The organism is Actinomadura sp. 7K507 (assembly GCF_004348425.1).
Lineage (GTDB): Bacteria > Actinomycetota > Actinomycetes > Streptosporangiales > Streptosporangiaceae > Spirillospora.
Map to the genome: position 1 here is coordinate 1 of NZ_SMKK01000106.1, position 23,825 is coordinate 23,825.

The following is a 23,825-nucleotide window of genomic DNA, read 5'->3' on the forward strand; positions in this document are numbered from 1 at the left end:
CGTCTGCCCCAACCCGCCGCCGTCGTTGTCGTTCCACATCACCTGCCGCAACTGGTCGGGGAAATGGGCCATCACCTCGTCGAAGGCGTCGGCGAACACCGGGAACGCGGCGTACAGGTCTCGGCCCATCCCCAGCCGCTGGCTGCCCTGACCGGAGAACACCACCGCCAACCGCCCACCAACAACCGAACGACCCGTGACACCGTCCAGCCCGGCCAGCAACTCCTCCCGGTCGGCGCCCAACACCACCGCACGGTGCTCCAGATGAGCCCGGCCGGTGGCCAGCGAGAACCCCACATCGGCCGGATCCAGCCCACGATCCGCCACATGCTCGGCCAGCCGCTGCGCCTGGGCGCGCAGCCCGGCCTCGGATCTGGCGGAGAGCACCCACGGCACCACCGGCACCGCGAGCAGCGCCACCGGCTCAGAGTCGGGCCGCGCCTCCGCCGCCGGTGGCTGCTCGATGATCACGTGGGCGTTGGTGCCGCTCAGTCCGAATGAGGAGACGCCCGCACGCCGCGGATGCCCGTTGGACTGCCAGGGCTGCGGCTCGGTCAGCAGCCGCACCGCCCCACCCGACCAGTCCACATGCGGACTGGGCTCATCCACATGCAACGTCCGCGGCAGCGTCTCCGCCTGCATGGCCATGACCATCTTGATCACACCCGCGACCCCGGCAGCCGCCTGGGTATGGCCGATGTTCGACTTCAACGACCCCAGCCACAACGGACGCCCCTCCGGCCGCTGCTGGCCGTAGGTGGCGATCAACGCCTGGGCCTCGATCGGATCGCCCAGCTTCGTGCCGGTGCCGTGCGCCTCCACCGCGTCGACCTGGTCGCCCGTCAATCCGGCGACGCCCAGTGCCTGCCGGATCACGCGCTGCTGGGACGGCCCGTTCGGCGCGGTGAAGCCGTTGGAGGCGCCGTCCTGGTTGACGGCACTGCCACGCACCACGGCAAGCACCGGGTGGCCGTTGCGGCGGGCGTCCGACAGCCGTTCCAGGACGAGCACGCCCACGCCTTCGCCCCAGCCCGTGCCGTCGGCGGACGCGGCGAAGGACTTGCATCTGCCGTCGGGCGAGAGCGCGCCTTGCTTGCTGAACTCCGTGAACATGTCGGGGGTCGCCATCACCGAAACGCCGCCGGCCAGTGCCAGCGTGCACTCGCCTTGGCGCAGCGCCTGGGCCGCGAAGTGAATCGCGACCAGCGAGGAGGAACATGCAGTGTCGACGGTGACGGACGGCCCCTCCAGGCCGAGCGTGTAGGAGACACGGCCGGAGATCACACTGCCCTGGATGGCGCTGGCGACGTAGTCGTGGTGCATCAGCCCAGCGAATACTCCGGTCGGGCTGCCCTTCAGTGACGTCGGGTCGATGCCGGCGCGCTCGCACGCCTCCCAAGACGCCTCCAGCAGCACCCGTAGCTGGGGGTCGAGCCTGTGCGCCTCGCGCGGGGAGATGCCGAACAGTTCGCAGTCGAACTCACCGGCGTCGTAGAGGTAGCCGCCGTCCAGGACGTAGGTCGTCTCGGGGCGGCTGAGCTCGGGGTCCAGCAGCCGGTGCGCGTCCCAGCCGCGATCGGCGGGAATCTCCGAGGTGATCCCGTCGCCGCCGTCGGCGACCAGCCGCCACAGCTCCGCGGGACCGGTGACGCCGCCGGGGTATCGGCAGGCCATGCCCACGATCGCGACGGGTTCGTCACCGGCCCCCACCGGGACGACCGGGGCGGCGTGGTCCGGACCGGCGCCCGTCGACTCGGCCAGCAGAAAGTCGGCCAGTGCTCGGCTGCTGGGGTAATCGAAGACGACGGTGGCCGGGATCGGCAGGCCGGTGACGGTTCTGAGCCGGTTCCGGAGTTCGACCCCGGTGAGGGAGTCGAAGCCGAGCTCCCGGAACGCCCGGGCCGGTTCGACGGCATCGGCGGAGTCGTGGCCCAGCACGGACGCGACGTTGGTACGGACCAGCTCCAGCACCACGCGGTCCCGTTCGCCGTCCGGCAGCCCGGCCAGCCGCTGGGCCAGTGCCGGACCGTCCGGGGCCGGTCCGGTCTCGGCGACACGGCGGGCGGGGCGCCGTACCAGGCCGCTGAGGATGGGCGGAACGCCGTCGCCCCGGGTACGGATGGCCGCGGTGTCCAGTTGCACCGGCACCAGCGCGGGCTCGGCGAACATGGTCGCCTCGTCGAACAAGTCCAGACCCGCGGCGGTGGTCAGCTCGACCATGCCCCACCGGTTGACCCGCTGCCGGTCGGAGTCCCGGAGCTGCTCGACCATGCCGCGGCCTTCGCCCCACAGGCCCCACGCGAGCGACTGGCCGGCCAGCCCTTGGGCGTGCCGATGCTGGGCCAGCGCCGTCAGGAACGCATTGGCCGCCGCGTAGTTGCCCTGGCCGGGGCCGTCGACCACGCTCGACGAGGAGGAGAACAGTACGAACGCCGGCAGCGGCATGTCGCGGGTCAGCTCGTGCAGGTGCCAGGCCGCGTCGGCCTTGGCGCGCAGCACTTCGTCGAGCCGTTCGGGCGTCAGCGCGCCGATCACGCCGTTGTCGGCGATACCCGCCGCATGGACGACACCCGACAGCGGCCACTCGGGGTCGATGCCGGCCAGCAGCGCCGCGAGGGACGCCTTGTCGCCCACGTCGCAGGCTTCGACACGTACGTGCGCGCCGAGCTCCGTCAATTCCGCCACGACCTCCGCGGCGCCCTCGGCCGCCATGCCGCGGCGGCTGACCAGCAGCAGCCGGCGAACCTGGTGCTCGGTCACGAGATGCCGCGCGACCAGGCTGCCCAGCCCGCCAGTGCCACCGGTGATCAACACGGTCCCGGTGGGGTCCCATCGCGGGGCGGGCGCCGGCGCGAGCCCGGTGGCGCGGGCCAGCCTGGGCACCAGCAACGTCCCGCCGCGGACCGCGACCTGCGGCTCGTCCGAGGCGACCACGGCCGCCAGCGCGGCCGTCGACTCCGCCTCCTCGTCAAGATCGACCAGCACGAACCGGTCCGGGCTCTCGGCCTGCGCCGACCGCACGAGGCCCCACACGGCGGCCTGCGCGGCATCGGTGACCCCGTCTCCGGGCTGGGCGGCCATCGCGCCCCGCGTCACCAGTACCAGCCGCGAGGACGCCGGCCGTTCCGCGGCGAGCCAGCCCTGCAGCAGTTCCAGGGCATGAGCGGTGGCCGCGCGGATCTGGGCGGGCATGTCGAGGGCCGGGTCCGTCGTGCAGCAGGCCACCACGACGTCAGGGGTGTCCCCGTCCAGCGCGGCCATGTCGTCGTGCTGAGTCTTCACGCGGCCGCCGACGCCGTACGCGTCGGGTCCGAGCAGCGCCCAGTGACCGTCGGCGGGAGACGGTGCGGTCGCACCGACCCACTCGACCCGGAACAGCGAGTCCGGCCTTGCGTTCTGGAAGGCGTTGAGCTGCTCGGCCGACACCGGACGCGCCACCAGCGACTCCACCGACATGACCGGCGCCCCGGTGCCGTCGGCCACGGTCATCCGCAGGCCCGACCCGTGAGGCGACAGCCGCACCCGCAGCACCGAGGCACCGGCAGCGTGCAGGGTGACGCGGTTCCACGAGAACGGGATGGAGGTCTCCCCCATGCCGCCGTCGTCGCCGTCAAGGAAGCGGGGCTGCATCGCGGCGTCCAGCAGCGCGGGGTGCAGGCCGAACGCGGCGGCCTCGCCCGCCGCCTCGGGCAGCACGATCTCACCGAACATGTCCGCGCCCCGGCGCCACGCCGCCCGCAGGCCCTGGAACGCGGGACCGTACTGAAAGCCCTGCTCGACGAGTCGCTGGTAGAGACCGTCGACCGGCAACGCGACCGCGTTCTCCGGCGGCCAGACCGTGAGCTCGGCCGGCGGGGTCTCGCCGGTCTCGGGCATGACCGTGCCACTGGCGTGGCGGAGCCAGGATTCCTGGTCGGCTTCCTGCGGGCGCGAGTAGATCGCGACCGGACGGCCGCCCGACCGGTCCGGCGGACCGATGATGACCTGCAGGACGGTCTCGCCGCGGGTGGGGAACACCAGCGGGGCCTCGATGGTGAGGTCGTCGATGACCGGGCAGCCGACTTCGTCGCCGGCGCGGACGGCCAGCTCGACGAACCCGGTGCCGGGCAGCAGCACCGTTTCCATCACCGCGTGGTCGGCCAGCCATGGATGCGATCGCAGCGACAACCTGCCGGTGAGCACCACGCCATCGGAATCGGCGAGCGTGACCGCCGCGCCCAGCAGCGGATGCTCGACCGACCCCAGGCCCACCGCGCCCGGGTCGCCCGAGGCCGCCCCTTCGATCCAGTAGCGCTTGCGCTGGAAGGCGTAGGTCGGCAGGTCGACCTGCTTGGCGCCGCTACCGGCGAACAGCGCGGCCCGGTCGATCGGAACGCCGCGGACGAAAAGACGTCCTATCGCGGACATCACTTCGCGCGGTTCCGGGCGGTCGCGTCGCAGGGTGGCCACGAACTGGGCGTCGTCGCCGGGGTCGGCGGTGGCGGTCAGCGCGGCATCCGGGCCGACCTCCAGGAAGGTGGTGACACCGTGGCCGCGCAGGGTCTGCACACCGTCGTGGAAGCGGACGGCCTCGCGGACGTGCCGCACCCAGTAGGCCGGGGTGCACAGCTGGTCGGGGTCGGCGAGGTCACCGGTCAGGTTGGACACGATCGGCACCGCGGGCGGCCGGTAGGACACGCTCGCGGCGATGTCCTCGAACTCGGCCAGCATCGGATCCATCAACACCGAATGGAAGCCGTGTGAGACCGGCAACGGCCGCACCCGGTCGAACCGCGCCGCGACTTGGGCGACCGCGTCGGCGTCACCAGAGATCACCACCGCATCCGGGGCGTTGACCGCCGCTACCTCCACCCCGTCCACCAGATGGGCCTGAACCTGGGTTTCGGTGGCGCGGATCGCGGTCATCGCCCCACCCGGCGGCAAGGCCTGCATCAACCGGCCCCGGGCGGCCACCAGCACCGCCGCGTCGGGCAGTGACCACACCCCGGCGACGTGTGCTGCGGCCAGTTCTCCGATGGAGTGCCCGGCCAGGTAGTCCGGCCGCACCCCCCATGCTTCCAGCAACCGGAACAACGCCACCTCAACCGCGAACAACGCGGGCTGCGCCCACCCCGTCTGCCCCAACCCGCCGCCGTCGCCGTCGGTGTTGTCCCACATCACCTGACGCAACGGCTCAGGGAAATGGGCCATCACCTCATCGAAAGCCTCGGCGAACACCGGGAACGCCGCATACAGCTCTCGGCCCATGCCGGTGCGCTGGCTGCCCTGACCGGAGAACAGCAGAGCCAGCTTCCCGTTGCCGGCCACCCCTCGTACCACGCCGGGGCTTGGAGTTTCAGTGATCAAGGCGTCTATGCCTTGGCCCAGGTCCGCGGGCGTTCCGGCCAGGATGACGGCGCGGGTTTCCAAGGCGGCACGGGTGGTGGCCAGCGAGTAGGCCACATCGAGCAGACTGTCGGTCTCCAGGGATGACTTCAGCCGTTGTGCCTGGGCGGCCAGCGCCTCCTTGGTCTTGGCGGACAGCAGGAACGGCCTCGCCGCCGGGCCGGTCCGCCCAGGCACCGGCCCAGGCTCCGGTTCGGTTTCGGCGACCGGCGCCTGTTCTACGATCACGTGCGCGTTCGTGCCGCTGACTCCGAACGAGGACACGGCCGCCCGCCGAGGGTGATCGCCGGCCTCCCATGGCCGCGACGCGGTCAGCAGCCGTACGGCCCCGGCCGACCAGTCCACATGCCGGGTCGGCTCGTCGACATGCAGTGTCACGGGCAGCGTCTCGGCACGGATCGCCATGACCATCTTGATCACGCCCGCGATGCCGGCTGCGGCCTGGGCATGGCCGATATTCGACTTCACCGAGCCCAGCCACAGCGGCCGCTCCTGCGGCCGACCCTGGCCGTATGCGGCGAACAGCGCCTGCGCCTCGATGGGATCGCCCAGCCGTGTCCCGGTGCCGTGCCCCTCGACCACATCGACCTGATCCGCCGGTACCTGCGCGTTGGCCAGCGCTTGCCGGATCACCTGCTGCTGCGACGGGCCGTTCGGTGCCGTCAGCCCGTTGGACGCCCCGTCCTGATTGATGGCCGAACCCCGTACCACCGCCAGTACCCGGTGGCCGTTTCGGCGGGCGTCCGACAGCCGCTCCAGCAGCAGCAGGCCGACGCCCTCGGCCCACCCCGTGCCGTCGGCGCCATCGGCGAACGGCTTGCAGCGCCCGTCGGCCGCCAGCCCGCCCTGCCGGCTGAAGGCGATGAAAGGCTCGGGCTTCGACATCAGCGTCACCCCGCCCGCCAGTGCAAGGGTGCACTCCCTGCGCCGCAGCGACTGGCACGCCAGATGCAGCGCCACCAGCGACGACGAGCAGGCGGTGTCGACCGTCACGGCCGGTCCTTCCAAGCCCAGCGTGTACGAGACACGGCCGGTGATGACCGCGCCCGTGGAACCGGTGCCCAGGTACGCCTCCGCGACCTCGGGCCGTCCAGCGATCAGCTCGCCGTAGTCCTGGCCGCCCGAGCCGCCGAACACGCCCACCCGTGTGCCGCGCACCGACTCCGGATCGATGCCGGCCCGCTCGATGGTCTCCCAGGCGACTTCCAGCATCAGCCGTTGCTGCGGGTCCATCGCCAGCGCCTCGCGCGGGGAGATGCCGAAGAAGCCGGCGTCGAAGTGCCCGATGTCGTCGACGAACCCGCCCGCGCGCGCGTACGTGGTGCCGGGGCGATCAAGGTCGCCGTCGAACAATGCGTCCAGGTCCCAGCCCCGATCCTCCGGGAATGGTGAAATCGCATCCTCGCCGGCGGCGACCAGCCGCCACAGTTCCTCAGGCGAGCTGACGCCGCCGGGGAACCGGCAGCCCATTGCGACGATCGCGATCGGTTCGCTGTCCTGGGCTTCGACCTGCTGCAACCGCTGGCGGGTCTGCTGCAGTTCGGTGCTCACTCGCTTGAGATAGTCGAGAAACTTCTCATCGTTTCCCACAATTTCACCTCACTGCATGCAATTAGGAGCCCCGAAGCCATGGACACGGCTAAATAGAATTATGCATATTGCAGGCATTTTCGCTTTTGTCTAGATTACCGAGCGACCATTGTGCGGGCCAACCCCTAGCTCGCCCCTAGAGGACCCCTGACCCCCCGGCCTACCTGGGAACCGAAATCACGACAGCCCGAGCTCGTTATCGATGAACGAGAAGACGTCCTGGGCGCTCGCCATTTCCAGGTCGACGGTCACCGCGCCGTCGGCCTCGCCAAGGGTCTGGTTGAGCTTCGCGATGAGCGACTGTAGCCGTGCCGTGATATGCGTCCGTTCGATTTCCTCGGGCGCCAGCGCCGTGACCGCCGCTTCGAGCCGATCGAGATCGGCCAGCACGGGCTCTGCGCTCGTCCGGCCATCCGGGAAGAACTCGGCGTGCAGGTGTCCGGCCAGCGCCGCCGGGGTGGCGTAGTCGTACACCAGCGTGGTGGGCAACGGGAGCCCCGTCGCGGCGCCCAGCCGGTTGCGGAGGTCCACCGCGGTCATCGAGTCGAAGCCGACGTCCTTGAACGCCCGCGCCGGCTCGATCTCGCCGCCCTCCTGGTAGCCGAGCACCTGCGCGGCATGCGAGCTCACCAGCTCGATCAGCGACCGGACGCGTTCCGTCGCGGGGAGCCCGGCCAGCCGGTCCGCGAGATCCGCAGCGGCCGCGGCCCGCTCCTCGGCCTCGCCTGCGGCGCCGTGCGCCGCCAGGATCTCCTTCACCTCGGGCAGCGCGAACAGCAGCGGCCGGGGGCGGGCGGCGGTGTAGGCGGGCACGAACCGGGACCACTCGATATCGGCGACCACCAGATGGGTCTCGTCGTGGTCGAGGGCCCGGCCCAGCACGTCCAGCGCCGACCCCGGTTCCAGTGGCGGCACTCCGATACGGCGCAGCAGCGAGTCCGCTTCGGCGTTGACCATGCCTCCACCGCTCCAGGGACCCCACGCGATGGCGGTCGCGGTCAGACCGCGCGCCCTGCGGCGGTGGGCGAGCGCATCAAGGTAGGCGTTCGCGGCGGCGTAGGCGGCTTGGCCGGCACTCCCCCATGCCGCGGCACTTGAGGAGAACAGCACGAAGGCGTCCAATGCCCGGTCCCCGAGCAGGTTGTCGAGGTTCGCCGCACCGGCGACCTTCGCATGGCCGATCTCCTCGAACTCGGCGATGCTGAGCTCGGGCACCCGCGCCTCGCCGTGCATCGTGCCGGCCGCGTGCACGACGGCGGTCAGCGGCTCCTCGCCGGGCAGCGAGTCCAGCAGCCGGCCCAGCGAAGCCCGGTCGGTGACGTCGCAGGCGGCGACCGTGACCCGGGCGCCCAGCGCGGACAGCTCGGCGTGCAGGTCCGCGGCGCCCTCGGCCGCGGGGCCCCGGCGGCTGGTGAGCACCACGTGGTCCGCTCCACCGGCGGCCAGCCAGCGCGCGACCTGGGCCCCGAGCGCGCCGGTGCCTCCGGTGACGAGCACCGTGCCGCGCGGCCGCCAGGGACGGGCCGCAGGCCGCTCGCCCTCCTGGGCGCGGATCATCCTGCGCGCGAAGATGCCGCCGGGCCGGATCGCGAGCTGATCCTCGCCTCCGGTGGCGGCGAGCACGCCGCACAGCAGCGCGGCCGTGCGGTCGTCCAAAGCGCCGGGAACATCGACCAAGCCTCCCCAAGTGTCCGGATGGTCGACGGCCAGCACCGTGCCCAGCCCCCAGACCATGGCCTGCGCCGGGCTGATCGGGTCCGGCTGCCCGGCCACGCCTCCGGAGGTGAGACACCACAGCGGCGCGGTGACATCAAGGTCGGCCAGCGCCTGGACGAGGGCGACCGTCGCGGCGGCGCCGCTGGAGAGCGTCCGGTGGTGCGGGTCCGCGCGCTCGTCGAGCGCGAGCAACGACAGCACGCCGGCCGGGGCCGGTTCGATATGGCCGCGAAGCTCGGCGGCGATGCGCTCGCGGTCTGCGCCGTCGACCGGGATCGGCACCACGTGCGCACCACGTGCGCCCAGCGCTGCCGCGACGGCTTCGGGCAGCCGGCGATCCTGGTGCCCGGCCGGTACCAGAAGCAGCCAGGTACCGGTCAACGGGCTCTGCGACCGCTGCTGCGCGGTCAGGGGAAACCAGGTGATCCGGTAGCGGCGCCGGTCCATGGCGTCCTGCTCCCGCGCCCGGCCACGCCAGGACGCCAGGGCAGGCAACAGGTCGTCCAACTGCGTCAGCTCGACCCCCAGATCGTCGGCCAGGCCACGGGCGTCCATTTGCTCGACGGCCGCCCAGAAGGCGGTCTCAGCGGCCGTCGTGCCTGTGGCTGCCACCGCCGCAGCGGGCGTGCTGTCCATCCAGTACCGCTGGCGTTGGAAGGGGTAGGTGGGCAGGTCGACTCGTTGGGCGCCGGGGAACAGCGCCGCCCAATCGACCGGAACACCGCGCGTGTGCAGTTCCCCGACCGCCGACAGCAACTGGCGGGGCTGATCCCGATCACGGCGCTGGACGGCCACGAACTCCGCCTCATCGCCGGGGTCGGCCGTAGCGGTCAACGCGGCATCCGGGCCGACCTCCAGGAACGTGGTGACACCGTGGCCGCGCAGGGTCTGCACACCGTCGTGGAAACGCACGGCTTGGCGGACGTGCCGCACCCAGTAGGCCGGGGTGCACAGCTGGTCGGGGTCGGCGAGGTCACCGGTCAGGTTGGACACGATCGGCACCGCGGGCGGCCGGTAGGACACGCTCGCGGCGATGTGTTCGAACTCGGCCAGCATCGGATCCATCAACACCGAATGGAACGCATGCGAGACCGGCAGCGGCCGCGCCGTCTCGAAGTGCGCCGCGACTTGGGCGACGGCGTCTTCGCGGCCGGAGATCACCACACCGTCCGGGCTGTTGACCGCCGCGACCTCCACCCCGTCCACCAGATGGGCCTGAACCTGGGTTTCGGTGGCGCGGATCGCCGTCATCGCCCCACCCGTGGGCAGGGCCTGCATCAACCGGCCCCGCGCCGCCACCAGCACCGCCGCGTCGGGCAGTGACCACACCCCAGCGACGTGTGCCGCGGCCAGCTCTCCGATGGAGTGCCCGGCCAGGTAGTCCGGCCGCACCCCCCATGCTTCCAGCAACCGGAACAACGCCACCTCGATGGCGAACAGCGCGGGCTGCGCCCACCCGGTATCCCCCAACCCACCGTCGTCTTGGTTGTCGTTCCACATCACCTGGCGGAGCGGTTCGGGGAAATGGGTCATGACTTCGTCGAAGGCGTCGGCGAACGCCGGGAACGCGGCGTACAGGTCTTGGCCCATGCCGGTGCGCTGGCTGCCCTGACCGGAGAACACCACCGCCAACCGCCCACCCACGACAGTCCGACCCGTGACACCGTCCAGCCCGGCCAGGAGTTCATCGCGGTCGGCGCCCAGCACCACCGCACGGTGCTCCAGATGGGCGCGGCCGGTGGCCAGCGAGAACCCCACATCGGCCGGATCCAGATCACGATCTGCCACGTGCCCGGCCAGCCGCTGCGCCTGGGCGTGCAGACCGGCCTCGGATTTGGCGGAGAGCATCCACGGCACCACCGGCAACTCCACCCGCGGCTCAGGCTCAGAGGCGGAGTGCGCAGCGGGTGCTTCTTCGAGGATGACGTGGGCGTTGGTGCCGCTGATCCCGAACGAGGACACCCCCGCCCGCCGCGGATGCCCGTTGGGCTCCCAGGGCTGCGGCTCGGTCAGCAACCGCACCGAACCCGCCGACCAGTCCACATGCGGACTGGGCTCATCCACATGCAACGTCCGCGGCAACGTCCCCGCCTGCATGGCCATGACCATCTTGATGACGCCCGCCACCCCGGCAGCCGCCTGAGCATGGCCGATGTTCGACTTCAGGGAACCCAGCCACAACGGCCGACCCTCCGGCCGGTCCTCGCCGTAGGCGGCGATCAACGCCTGGGCTTCGATGGGGTCGCCCAGAGTGGTGCCGGTGCCGTGCGCCTCAACGGCATCGATCTCGCCGGGACTGAGCCCCGCCCCGCCCAGCGCCTGCGCGATCACCCGCTGCTGCGACGGCCCATTAGGAGCGGTCAAACCATTGGAAGCACCATCCTGATTCACCGCCGACCCACGCACCACCGCCAACACCCGATGACCATTACGCTCAGCGTCCGACAACCGCTCCAGCAGCACAACGCCGGCACCCTCAGACCACCCGACCCCATCGGCCGACGCCGCAAACGACTTGCACCGGCCATCAGGCGACAGCGCCCGCTGCCGACTGAACTCCACGAAAACCTCAGGTGTGCACATGACCGTGGCACCACCGGCCAAGGCCAGCTCACTCTCCCCCCTCCGCAATGACTCGCAGGCCAAGTGGATAGTGACCAGCGAGGAGGAGCACGTGGTGTCGACGGTGACGGCAGGGCCTTGCAGCCCTAGGGCGTAAGCCACCCGGCCGGACAGCACGGCGGCCGAGTTGCCGGTCATCACATAGCCTCCGACGTCCTCGGGCACCTGGAGGGATCGGGTGGTGTAGTCGTGGTACATCGCACCTGCGAAGACGGCGGTGCGGGTCTCGCCCAGCGACAGCGGAGCGACCCCCGCGTGCTCCAGGGCCTCCCACGAGGTCTCCAGCAGCAACCGCTGCTGCGGGTCCATCGCCAGCGCCTCACGCGGACTGATCCCGAAGAACCCCGGATCGAACTCGGCGATGCCGTTCAGGAACCCGCCCTCGCGGGTGTAGGTCGTCCCCGGGCGGTCCGGGTCGGGGTCGTACCGGACGCCATCCTCCCAGCCGCGGTCCACCGGAAATGGGCTGACGGCGTCGACGCTGTCGGCCACCAGCCGCCACAGCTCCGCGGGGGTCTCCACCCCGCCCGGGAACCGGCAGCTCATGCCGATGATCGCGATCGGCTCGCGCAAGCCGGCCTCGACCTCGCGCAACCGCCGCCGGGTCTGCTGCAGGTCGGTGGTAGCGCGCCGCAGGTAGTCGCGCAGCTTCTCGTTATCGGCCATCCGGCATCAGTCGCTTTCTCGGCAAAGTCGTTCAGTCGTGCCGTTCCGCGGACGAGATCCCGAGTTCGCTGTCAAGGACCTCGAACAATTCCTCGTCGGTCGCGGAGGCGTAATCGGTATCCGATCCGGGACGTTCCGCCGGATCACCGAGTTTGTCCTGCCACTTGCGCAGTAGCGCCTCCAGGCGGACGGTCACCTCGGCGTTCCCGCCCCCGGACGCGTCCAGCGCGGCGAGCATCGCCTCAAGTCGCTCAATTTCCGCGAACGCGGAACGGACGGCCGCCCGGCCGTTGTCGTCAAGTCGTCCGGCCAGATGCCGGGCGAGCAGGGCGGGGCTCGGATAGTCGAAGATCACGGCGGTGGCCAGCGTGAGGCCGGTGTGGGACCTGAGCCGATTGCGCAACTCCACCGCGACCAGCGACTCCACACCCAGATCCTGGAAACTGCGGGCGGGCTCGATCACCGCAGGCGGGTGCCCGAGCAGTTCCGCGGCGTGGGCGCGGATCAGATCGAGCAACGTACGTTCACGCTCATCGGCGGGAAGGCCGGCCAGGCGTTCGGACATGGCCTCGGCACCCGCCTGCGCAGACCGCCGGTTGGGGACGGGGATCAGGTTCCGGAACACCGCCGCTACGTCCTCGCCTGATTGGCGCAGCGCCGCGAGGTCCAACCGTGCGGGGACCAGCGCGGGCCCGCCTGCCGCCGAGGCCGTCGTGAACAGCAACAGACCTTCTTCCACCGACAGCGGACGCACGCCGCCCCGCGCCATTCGGGAACGGCCGACCTCATCGAGGTCGTCGGCCATCCCGGCGACCTGTGACCAGGGTCCCCAGGCCAGGGACTGGGCCGGCAGGCCGTGTGCTCGCCGATGGTTGGCCAGCTGGTCCAGGAACGCGTTGGCGGCCGCGTAGTTGCCCTGCCCCGGCCCGCCCAGCACACCGGCGACCGACGAGAACAACACGAACGCCGACAGATCCATATCGCGGGTCAGCTCGTGCAGATGCCATGCCGCATCCACTTTCGGTCGCAGCACAGCGTCCATTCGCTGCGGATCCAGCGACGAGATCACGCCGTCGTCGAGGACGCCCGCGGCATGCACGACTGCGCGCAGTGGACGCTCGGCCGGCACCTCCTCCAGCAGTTTGGCGACCGCGTCCCGGTCGGCCACGTCGCACGCGCTGATGCGGACGGTCGCGCCAAGGCCGGTCAGCTCGGCGGCCAGTTCCATCGCGCCATCGGCGGACTGGCCACGGCGGCTGGTCAGCAACAGCCACCGAACACCGTGCTCGCGGACCAGATGCCGGGCCACCAGGCTCCCCAGCCCGCCGGTTCCTCCGGTGATCAGTACCGTGCCGTCGGGGTCCCATCCGGTGGCAGCATCCGCCCCGTCCACCCGCGCCAGCCGGGGCGCCAGGAGCCGACCGTCGCGTACAGCCAGCTGCGGTTCGCCCGAGGCGATGGCCTGAGCGGCCAGGTCTGCTGGAAAGTCGCTACCGTCCAGGTCGACCAGCACCACCCGGCCCGGGTCCTCCTCCTGAGCCGAGCGGACCAGGCCCCAGACGGCCGCCTGGGCGAGATCCGTGACGTCATCACCGGGTTGGACGGCCAGCGCACCGCGCGTCACCAGCAGCAGTGGAGCCGTCGCCGCCTCTTCGGCCGGCCGCTGCTGCAGCAGCGCGAGCACCCGGTTGGTGACCGCGCGCACTCGACCGGGAAGGTCCCCGGGCGACTCCACCTTGTCGTCCACCCTGACGATCTCCGGAGTGTCCGGCGCGGACGCCGTGACGACCACAGGAACCCAGTCCATACGGAACAGGGAGTTGTGGGTGGCGGCGGCCGGGCCGGTGGTCAGGGGGCGTGTGGTGACGGTGGTGACGGTGGCCACCGGTGCCCCGGCGGTGTCGGTGATGTGCAGGGTCTGCGGGTCGGGGAGATGGACGCGCAGCGCGGTCGCGCCGGCGGCGTGCAACCCGATGCCGCTCCAGCTGAACGGCACCGCCACCCCCAAGCCCGAGCCGGAGCCGCTGCCGCTGCTGTCGGTGCCGGTGTCGGTGCTGCCGGTGTCGGTGTCGGTGCTGTCGGTGTTGGTGTGTAGGAAGGCTGTGTGTAGTGCGGCGTCCAGCAGTGCGGGGTGGATGCCATACCCGCCCACTTCCAGGCCGGTGACCGCGATCTCGGCGAAGACCTCCCCGCCGCGCCGCCAGGCCGTCTGCAGGCCCTGGAAGGACGGGCCGTAGGCGAGTCCCTGATCGGCCAGCCGATCGTAGAACTCCTGCACCGGCACCGCGACGGCCCCCTCGGGCGGCCACACCCCCGCACCGGCCCGCACCTCGACAGTGCTGAGACCCACCGTCCCGGTCGCATGCACCGTCCACAGTGAGTCGGCGCTGCCCTCGGGACGGGAATGGACCTCCACCGTACGGTGACCGGCCTCGTCCGGCCCGGCCACGGTGACCTGGATCGCGGCGCCCTGATCGGGCGACAGCACCAGCGGATGGTGCAAGGTGAGTTCCTCGATCGTGGGACAGCCGACCTGTTCACCGGCGAACAGCGCCAGTTCCACGAACGCGGTGCCGGGCAGCAGCACCGTTCCGGTGACGGTGTGGTCGGCCAGCCACGGATGAGCGTCCAACGACAAGCGCCCGGTCCAAGCCACACCATCGCTGCCGGGCAGCGCCACCATCGCCGCCAGCAACGGATGATCGGCGTTCTGCTGCCCCGCCGCTGCCGGATCGGCCGGGACGGCGACCGAGTCGAGCCAGAACCGCTGCCGCTGGAAGGCATAGGTCGGCAGGTCGACCCGTTGAGCACCGGTGAACAGCGCCGCCCAATCGACCAGAACACCGCGGGTGTGCAACTCCCCGACCGCCGACAGCAACTGGCGGGCCTGATCCCGATCACGGCGCTGGACAGCCACGAACTCCGCCTCATCGCCGGGATCGGCCGTGGCGGTCAGCGCGGCATCCGGGCCGACCTCCAGGAACGTGGTGACGCCGTGGCCGCGCAGGGTCTGCACACCGTCGTGGAAGCGGACGGCCTCGCGGACGTGCCGCACCCAGTAGGCCGGGGTGCACAACTGTTCGGGGTCGGCCACCTCGCCGGTCAGGTTGGACACGATCGGCACCGCAGGCGGCCGGTAGGACACGCTCGCGGCGATGTGTTCGAACTCGGCCAGCATCGGATCCATCAACACCGAATGGAACGCATGCGAGACCGGCAACGGCCGCACCCTGTCGAACTGCGCCGCGACTTGGGCGACCGCGTCTTCGCGGCCGGAGATCACCACACCGTCCGGGCTGTTGACCGCCGCTACCTCCACCCCGTCCACCAGATGGGCCCGAACCTGGTCTTCGGTGGCGCGGATCGCGGTCATCGCCCCACCCGGCGGCAGGGCCTGCATCAACCGGCCCCGCGCCGCCACCAGCACCGCCGCATCCGCCAGCGACCACACCCCGGCGACGTGTGCCGCGGCCAGCTCTCCGATGGAGTGCCCGGCCAGGTAGTCCGGCCGCACCCCCCATGCTTCCAGCAACCGGAACAACGCCACCTCAACCGCGAACAGCGCCGGCTGCGCCCACCCCGTCTGCCCCAACCCGCCGCCGTCGCCGTCGGTGTTGTCCCACATCACCTGACGCAACGGCTCAGGGAAATGGGCCATCACCTCATCGAAGGCGTCGGCGAACACCGGGAACGCGGCGTACAGGTCTTGGCCCATGCCGGTGCGCTGGCTGCCCTGACCGGAGAACACCACCGCCAACCGCCCACCAACGACAGTCCGACCCGTGACGCTGTCCAGTCCGGTCAGGAGTTCGTCGGGGTCGGCGCCCAGCACCACCGCACGGTGTTCCAGGTGGGCGCGGCCGGTGGCCAGCGAGAACCCCACATCGGCCGGATCCAGTTCACGATCCGCCACATGCTCGGCCAGCCGCTGCGCCTGGGCGCGCAGCCCGGCCTCGGACTTGGCCGAGAGCACCCACGGCACCACCGGCAACTCCACCCGCAGCTCAGGCTCAGGCTGCGGCTCCGCCGCAGGCGCCTCTTCCAGAATCACGTGGGCGTTGGTGCCGCTGATCCCGAACGAGGACACCCCCGCCCGCCGCGGATGACCATTGGGTTCCCAAGGCTGCGGCTCGGTCAGCAACCGCACCGCCCCACCCGACCAGTCCACATGCGGACTGGGCTCATCCACATGCAACGTCCGCGGCAACATCCCCGCCTGCATGGCCATGACCATCTTGATCACACCCGCCACACCCGCAGCCGCCTGAGCATGACCGATGTTCGACTTCAACGACCCCAACCACAACGGCCGACCCACCGGCCGGTCCTCGCCGTAAGCGGCCATCAGCGCCTGCGCCTCGATCGGATCGCCGAGTTTCGTACCGGTTCCGTGCGCCTCCACCGCGTCGACCTGATCGGCCGGCACCCGCGCGTTGGTCAGCGCCTGGGCGATCACCCGCTGCTGCGACGGCCCGTGCGGTGCTGTGAACCCGCTGCTGGCCCCGTCCTGGTTGACCGCCGACCCGCGCACCACCGCCAGCACTCGGTGACCGTTACGCTCGGCGTCCGACAACCGCTCCAGCAGCACGACGCCGACACCCTCGGCCCAGCCGGTGCCGTCGGCGCCGGCCCCGAAGGCCTTGCACCGGCCATCCGGCGAGAGGGCCCGCTGCCGGCTGAACTCGGTGAACATGTTGGGGACGGTCATGACCGTCACCCCGCCCGCCAGGGCCAGCGAGCACTCGTCCTGCCGGAGCGCCTGGACGGCCAGGTGCAGCGCCACCAGCGACGACGAACACGCGGTGTCGACCGACACCGAAGGTCCCTCAAGGCCGAACAGGTACGACACCCGCCCCGCGATGATGCTCCCGGTGTTGCCGTTGGCCGCATAGCCTTCGAGGTCCCCCGGGAGCCTGGACGTTCCGGTGCCGTAGTCGCAGTACATGACCCCGCCAAAGACGGCGGTGCGGGTGCCGCGAAGTGCCGCGGGAACGATCCCCGCGTGCTCGAACGCCTCCCACGACGCCTCCAGCAGCAATCGCTGCTGCGGGTCCATCGCCAGCGCCTCGCGCGGGGGGATCCCGAAGAAGCCGGCGTCGAAGTGCGCGATGTCGTCCAGGAAACCGCCCGTGCGCACGTAGCTCTTGCCCGCTCGGTCCGGGTCCGGGTCGTACAGCCCTTCCACGTCCCAGCCGCGGTCCGCCGGGAAAGGAGCGACGGCGTCGACCCCGTCGGCCACCAGCGTCCACAGCTCGTCCGGCGTGCGCACCCCGCCGGGCAGCCGGCAGCTCATGCCCACGATCGCTATGGGCTCGTGCGCGCCGTCCTCCGCCTCGGCGAGCCGCCGGCGGGCATCGCGGAGATCGGCGGTCGTCCGCTTCAGGTACGCCAGCAACTTCTCCTCGTCGGCCATCTCACCCTCCCCTCAGGCGATCTGATCCGGCGGACGCGGCCTCGACGGTGAGCCGGATGATCTCGCAGACGCCGGCGATCTCAGCGGCGCCGACGGCGGTGCCGGTCGGCAGCGCGAGGACCCGCTCGGCCAGCGCCTCGGAGTTGGCCAGCGACTGGGGTGCATGACGCTCCGGGCGGGCGCGGTACGGTTCGAGCTGGTGGCAGCCCGGGTAGAAGTACCGCCGGGACAGGACGTTCTGCCGCATGAGGACCTGGTGCACATGGTCCCGGTGGACGCCGGCGGCCGCCGCGTCGATCTCGACGATGAGGTACTGGTGGTTGGCGCGTTCACCGGGTTCCTGCGTGCGCACCCGGACGCCGCGGATGCCGGCCAGGCCTTCGGCATAGCGTTCATGGTTGAACCGGTTGGCCTCAATGAGTTCGTCCATGACTCCCAGCGAGGTCAGGCCCATGGCCGCGGCGGCCTCGTTCATTTTCGCGTTCGTGCCCGGCGACTCGACCGTGCCGTCCGCGCCGATACCGAAATTGCGCATTGCGCGGACGCGTGCGGCGAGTTCGGCATTGTCGGTCACCACCGCGCCGCCTTCGAAGCTGTTGACGAACTTGGTGGCGTGGAAGCTGAAGACCTCGGCTTCGCCGAAGCCGCCTACCGGCCGTCCCTGATAGGTGGAGCCCAGCCCGTGCGCGGCGTCGAACAAAAGCGGAACGCCGTGCCGGCCGGCCAGTTCGGTCAGCGGGTCTATCGGGCAGGGGCGGCCGAAGACATGCACTCCGAGAATGCCGCGGGTGGCGGGTGACAGGACCTTTTCCACCGCGCCGGAGAACAGATTCGCGGTTTCCTCGTCGACGTCGCAGAAGACGGGAACGGCGCCGATCCAGCTGAGCGCGTGCGCGGTCGCCACCCAGGTGAAGGCGGGAACGATCACTTCGTCGCCGGGTTCGATCCCGCAGGCTCTGGCGGCGAGCTGGATGCCCACGGTGGCGTTGCAGGTCGCGACGCAGTGTGCGGTGCCGGCGAGCTCGGCGATCCGCTCCTCGAACTCCCGGACGAGCGGCCCGTCGGTCAGCCAGCGGCGGTCCAGGGCGGCGTCGATGTGCTTGCGCAGCTCGCCCGAGTCGCCGATATTCGGTCGGCCGACATGGAGCGGTTCGTCGAACTTGGGGAGTTCAGGCACAAGGGAATCGTAATTCCCCGGCCTCCGTCGGACTCAACCCCTATTCAGACCCTCTGTTAAGGGGGTCGGCCCCTAGTAAAAACTGTCCCGCCCCCTTGGTTTTCCGCGCTCACCCTGCTGGAACGCCTCGCGACACCACATTTCGTCCGGCCGCCTTCCCAACGCCGGAGAACAATTATTAGGCTCGGCCGCGTCGCTGTCGCGCGCTGAGGAGTTTCCGTGACCAGAACCCTTCCCGACCCTGCGCTGACGCTGAAACCCGCCGACCGGCACGGCACCGCCCGGATGGCCGTGCGGGTCACGGAGTCGGCGTTGTGCGGTGAAGGCGTGGTCACCGGCACGGCCGAATTCCAGCGCTGGTACGCCGAACGCGTGCGGAATGACGTCGCCGAGGTCCGCAGGATTCCGTTGTCCGCCCTGGAGGGCTGGGAAACGGTACCGGGCACCGGGGAGATCGCGCATCGAAGCGGCCGGTTCTTCACCGTGGAAGGGCTGGACGTGCGGATGCCGGACGGCCCTGTGCCGAACTGGAACCAGCCCATCATCAACCAGCCGGAAATCGGGATTCTCGGAATCCTGGCGCGGGAGTTCGACGGCGTCCTGCACTTCCTGATGCAGGCCAAGAACGAGCCGGGTAATCACAACGGGGTTCAGCTCTCTCCCACCGTTCAGGCGACCCGGAGCAACTACATGCGGGTGCACGGCGGCGGCCGTGTGCCCTATCTGGAGTACTTCCGGGAAGCCTCGCGGTACCGGGTGCTGGCGGACGTCCTGCAGTCCGAGCAGGGCTCCTGGTTCAACCGCAAGCGCAACCGCAACATCGTCGTCGAGGTGGACGGCGACATCGAGGTGCTGGACGGCTTCTGCTGGCTGACCCTCGGCCAGCTGCACGGGCTACTGGCGATCGACGACGTGGTCAACATGGACGCGCGCACGGTGCTGGCCTGCCTGCCGTTCGCGGGGCCGGGACCGGCGGAGGCGCTGAGCCCCGGCGGCGGGCCGGGCGACGCGGTCGTCCGTTCGTGCGACAGCGACGTCGGCGGCGTGCACCCGCTCACGGAGATCCAGAGCTGGGTCACCGAGGCCCGCGCCCGAACGGAACTGCGGACCCGCACCATGCCGCTCAACGAGGTCAAGGGCTGGACGCGTTCGGAGTACGCCATCTCGCACGAGGACGGGCTGTACTTCGACATCATGGCGGTCGACGTCAAGGCCGGCAGCCGCGAGGTCGGCCAGTGGACCCAGCCGATGATCGAGCCCCGCGGCATCGGGATCGTGGCGTTCCTGGTCACCCGCATCGACGGGGTGCTGCATGTGCTGGCCCGCCCCGACACGAGGCCCGGGTACGCGGACGCCATCGAGTTCGGTCCCACCGTGCAGTGCACGCCCGGCAACTACGCGCCCGGCCCGCCGCCTGCGCATCTGCGGTTCCTGCAGAGCGTGCTGGAGGCCGAGCCGGACCGCGTCCTGTTCGACACCGTGCTGTCGGAGGAGGGCGGCCGCTTCTACCACGCGCAGAACCGGTACATGGCGGTCGAGACCGACGCCGACCCGCGGCTCGAAGACTCCGACTTCCGCTGGGTCACCCTCCACCAGCTCGCCCGGCTGCTGCGCCACTCCCACTACCTGAACGTGGAGGCGCGCAGCCTCGTCGCCTGCCTGCACAGCCTGATCGGACGGTCATGACGGACGCACTGGAAACCCCGGACATGCAGTACGCACGGCTGGGCCGGACCGCGCTGCGTGTCAGCCGGCTCTGCCTCGGCACGCTCAACCTCGGCGTCAGGATGAGCACGGACGAGAGCCTCCAGCTCATGGACCAGGCGCTGGAGCAGGGCATCAACTTCTTCGACACCGCGGACCAGTACGGCTGGCAGGTGCGGCGCGGGTTCACCGAGGAGGTCATCGGCGAGTGGCTCGCGCTCGGCGGCGGCCGGCGGGACCGGGTCGTGCTGGGCACCAAGGTCTTCAACCCGATGAGCGACCGGCCCAACGACCAGGGGCTGTCCGCCCGGCACATCATCGCGGCGTGCGAGGCGTCGCTGCGCCGGCTCGGCACCGACTGGATCGACCTCTACCAGATGCACCACGTCGACCGGTCGGCCCCCTGGGAGGAGGTCTGGCAGGCGATGGAGACGCTGGTCCAGCAGGGCAAGATCCGCTACGTCGGGTCGTCGAACTTCGCGGGCTGGCATCTGGTGGCCGCGCAGGAGGCGGCCGACCGGCGGCACTTCCTGGGCATCACGTCCGAGCAGTGCGTCTACAACCTCGTGACCCGCCACGTCGAGATGGAACTGATCCCGGCCGCGCAGGCGTACGGCATCGGCGTGCTCGCCTGGTCGCCGCTGCACGGCGGGCTGCTGGGCGGCGCGCTGCGCAAACTCGAGCAGGGGACGGCCGTCAAGACCGCGCAGGGCCGGGCCATGGTCGCGCTGGAGAGGGGACGCGACACGATCGCCGAGTACGAGAAGCTGTGCGCCGAACTCGAAACGGACCCCGCCGAGCTGGCCATGGCGTGGGTGCTGTCCCGTCCCGGGGTCACCTCGATCGTCGTGGGGCCGCGTACGCCCGAGCACCTGGACGGCGCCCGCCGCGCGCTGGAGATGCGGCTGGACGAGGACGTCCTGGCCAGGATCGACCGGCTGTTCCCGCCGATCGGCAACGGCGGCCCGGCGCCGGAAGCGTGGGCCTGGTGACCCGGATGCGCATCCTGGTCGCCGGGGGCGCCGGATTCATCGGTTCCCACTACGTCCGCACGCTCGTGACCGGCGGTTATCCGGCCTGGGCGGGCGCGTCGGTCACCGTCCTGGACAAGCTCACCTATTCCGGGAACCTGGCCAACCTCCAGCCCGTCGAGGGCGGCTTCACGTTCGTGCGCGGCGACATCTGCGACGTGGACCTGGTGTCAGACCTGGCCGGCGGCCATGACGTCGTCGTCAACTTCGCCGCCGAGACGCACGTCGACCGGTCCATCGCCAGCGGGGACGAGTTCACGCTGACCAACGTCGTGGGCGCGCACCGGCTCGCGCAGGCATGCCTCGACGCAGGGGTGGACCGCCTGATCCATGTGTCCACCGACGAGGTCTACGGGAGCATCCCGCACGGCTCGTGGACCGAGGATGCGCCGATCTCACCCAACTCCCCCTACTCGGCCGCCAAGGCGGGCGGAGACCTGCTCGCCTTGGCCTTGGCGCGTACCCACGGGCTGGACGTGCGCGTCACACGATGCGGTAACAACTACGGCCCCTACCAGCACCCCGAGAAGGTCATCCCGCTCTTCGTCACCAACCTGCTGGAGGGCAAGAAGGTCCCCCTCTACGGGGACGGCGGCAACGAGCGCGACTGGGTCCACGTCGACGACCACTGTCGAGGCATCCAACTGGTGGCCGAGCACGGATCGGCGGGCGAGGTCCACCACATCGCCGGATCGGCGGAGTTGACCAACCGGACGCTGACCGAGCGGCTGCTGAGCGCCCTGGGCATGGGCTGGGAGATGGTCGAACACGTTGCGGACCGCAAGGGCCATGACCGCCGGTACTCGCTGGACGACACCAAGCTGCGGCGGCTGGGCTACCGCCCCGCCATCCCCTTCCACACGGGTCTGGCCGAGGCGATCCAGTGGTACCTGGACAACCCCGGCTGGTGGAAGCCCCTCAAGGTATAGCTCCGCGTGCGGCTCAGGGTGCGGCCGAGCCGCCCACCATCACGTTCGCCCTGGCCAGCAGCGCCGAGCGGTCGATCTTCCGGTTGGGGTTCAGCGGGAAGCCGGCGAGGTGCGCGAAGCGCCGGGGGATCATCGGCTCCGGCAGGGTGCGGCGCAGCCGCCGGGCCAGTTCCACCGCCGGGACGGGCCGTCCGGTGTAGAAGCCGACGAGCTCGGCCTCCGTCCCCGCCGTGGCGGCCACGGTGACGGCGTCCTCGATCTCGGGGCACGAGCGCAGCTCGTTGTCGATCTCCGCCGGCTCGATGCGCCAGCCCCGTACCTGGACCTGGGCGTCCATCCGGTCCAGGTACGCCAGCTCGCCGCCCACCTCGCGGACCCGGTCACCCGTCCGGTACCAGGTGAGCGAGCCGCGCTCGACGAACCTGCCCTCGGCGTCGGCGGGATCGAGGTATCCGGTGGTCATCTGCGGTCCGCTGACGCACAGCTCGCCCTCCCCGTCGGCGGGCTCGCCGTCCGGGCCGAGCAGCAGGTACTCCAGTCCCTTGTGCAGCCCGCCGATGGGGACGACGCCGTTCACCGCCCGCGGCGGAGAGGCCTCAGGGTCCCAGCGGTGCGCCGTGCAGGTGATGGTCAGCTCGGTCGGCCCGTACAGGTTCTCCACCGCCGAGGTGGGCGCGGCCTGCTGCCAGTCGTCGGCGTCGCGGCACTTGAGCGCCTCGCCCGCGAAGAAGCTCCAGCGCAGTCCGGGCATCGCGGCGGGGGCGAGCCCGCCCGTCCGGCGCACCAGGGCGATGGCGCTGGGCGTGGAGAACCACACCGTCAGGCCCGCCCGCGCCATGAACGCGGGCATGTCCCGGTAGGCGGAGGCGGGTACCTGGACCAGGCACGCCCCGGCCCCCCACGCGCAGAACATGTCGAACATCGCGCAGTCGAAGTTGAGGTCGAAGGTCTGCGAGAAGGCGTCGTCCGGGGTGAAGTCGTACCTGGCGTCCAGCACCTGGAAGTAGTGGTCGTTGGCGGCGTGCGAGATCGGTACCCCCTTGGGGCGGCCGGTCGAGCCCGAGGTGAACAGGATGTAGGCGGGGTCCGCGCGGTCGACGGGGCGCGGCGCCGCCAGCTCGTGCGCACCGTCGGCGGAGATCCGGGGGAACGGCCCGCCGGCGCGGGACGGGCAGAGCACCGGCATGGCCGCGTCGCCCGGCGCGCTGTTCAGGAGTATCTCGGGCAGCAGCTCGTACCCGCGCTCGTCGGTGACCAGCGCCGCCACCCCCGCGGCATGCAGCATCTGCCGTGTGCGCGCCGCGGGGAACTCGGTGCTCAACGGGACGACCGTGACCCCCGCGTAGAGTCCCGCGAGGATGCCGGTGTAGGCGTCCAGTCCCTTGCCCGCGAGGACACCGACGGCGGCGCCGGGCCCGTCGGGCATGGCGCGCAGCAGCGCCCCCGCCCAGCGCAGTGCCCGCTCGTGCAGTTCCGCGTAGGTGAGGGCACCGTCGCGGGCCCGGATCGCCGTGCGGTCCGGTGCGACGGCCACGCCGCGCAGGAAACGCGCGGCCAGGGGGCCGGCGAGGGGGGTGGTGTCGTCGGACATG

General features: G+C 71.0%; 8 protein-coding genes. 3 read left to right on the forward strand and 5 right to left on the reverse strand.

Annotated elements, in window-relative coordinates:
- The 4 genes from E1285_RS23510 to E1285_RS23525 all read right to left on the reverse strand — a co-directional run.
- Positions 1-6,975: type I polyketide synthase (locus E1285_RS23510; protein WP_132155571.1), on the reverse strand; the 6,975-nt coding region annotated here is incomplete at its 3' end.
- A 177-nt stretch (positions 6,976-7,152) separates the two neighbouring features.
- The gene (locus E1285_RS23515) at positions 7,153-11,979 is read right to left on the reverse strand and encodes a type I polyketide synthase (protein ID WP_132155573.1); all 4,827 of its coding nucleotides are present in this window, start codon (positions 11,977-11,979) and stop codon (positions 7,153-7,155) included.
- Between the two features lie 31 nt (positions 11,980-12,010).
- Positions 12,011-17,392, reverse strand: coding sequence for a type I polyketide synthase (locus tag E1285_RS23520; RefSeq protein ID WP_132155575.1), 5,382 nt, complete (start codon positions 17,390-17,392; stop codon positions 12,011-12,013).
- A 1-nt stretch (position 17,393) separates the two neighbouring features.
- Positions 17,394-18,569, reverse strand: coding sequence for a DegT/DnrJ/EryC1/StrS family aminotransferase (locus tag E1285_RS23525; protein ID WP_132155577.1), 1,176 nt, complete (start codon positions 18,567-18,569; stop codon positions 17,394-17,396).
- Between the two features lie 219 nt (positions 18,570-18,788).
- Between E1285_RS23525 and E1285_RS23530 the strand changes: the two genes are divergently transcribed.
- From E1285_RS23530 to rfbB, 3 genes are read left to right on the forward strand one after another with little or no spacing between them, the layout of a single operon-like run.
- A complete protein-coding gene (locus E1285_RS23530; RefSeq protein WP_243722996.1) occupies positions 18,789-20,255 on the forward strand; it encodes an NDP-hexose 2,3-dehydratase family protein in 1,467 nt (488 codons plus the stop codon).
- Positions 20,256-20,278: 23 nt separating this feature from the next.
- Positions 20,279-21,265, forward strand: coding sequence for an aldo/keto reductase (locus tag E1285_RS23535; RefSeq protein WP_132155587.1), 987 nt, complete (start codon positions 20,279-20,281; stop codon positions 21,263-21,265).
- Between the two features lie 5 nt (positions 21,266-21,270).
- Positions 21,271-22,233, forward strand: a complete 963-nt coding sequence (gene rfbB / locus E1285_RS23540) for a dTDP-glucose 4,6-dehydratase (protein WP_132155591.1) — start codon at positions 21,271-21,273, stop codon at positions 22,231-22,233.
- A 13-nt stretch (positions 22,234-22,246) separates the two neighbouring features.
- On the opposite strand, the gene E1285_RS23545 is transcribed toward rfbB, so the two are convergent.
- Entirely contained in the window at positions 22,247-23,824 is a 1,578-nt protein-coding gene (locus E1285_RS23545) for an AMP-binding protein (protein WP_132155579.1), read from the reverse strand.
- Position 23,825: the final 1 nt, after the last annotated feature.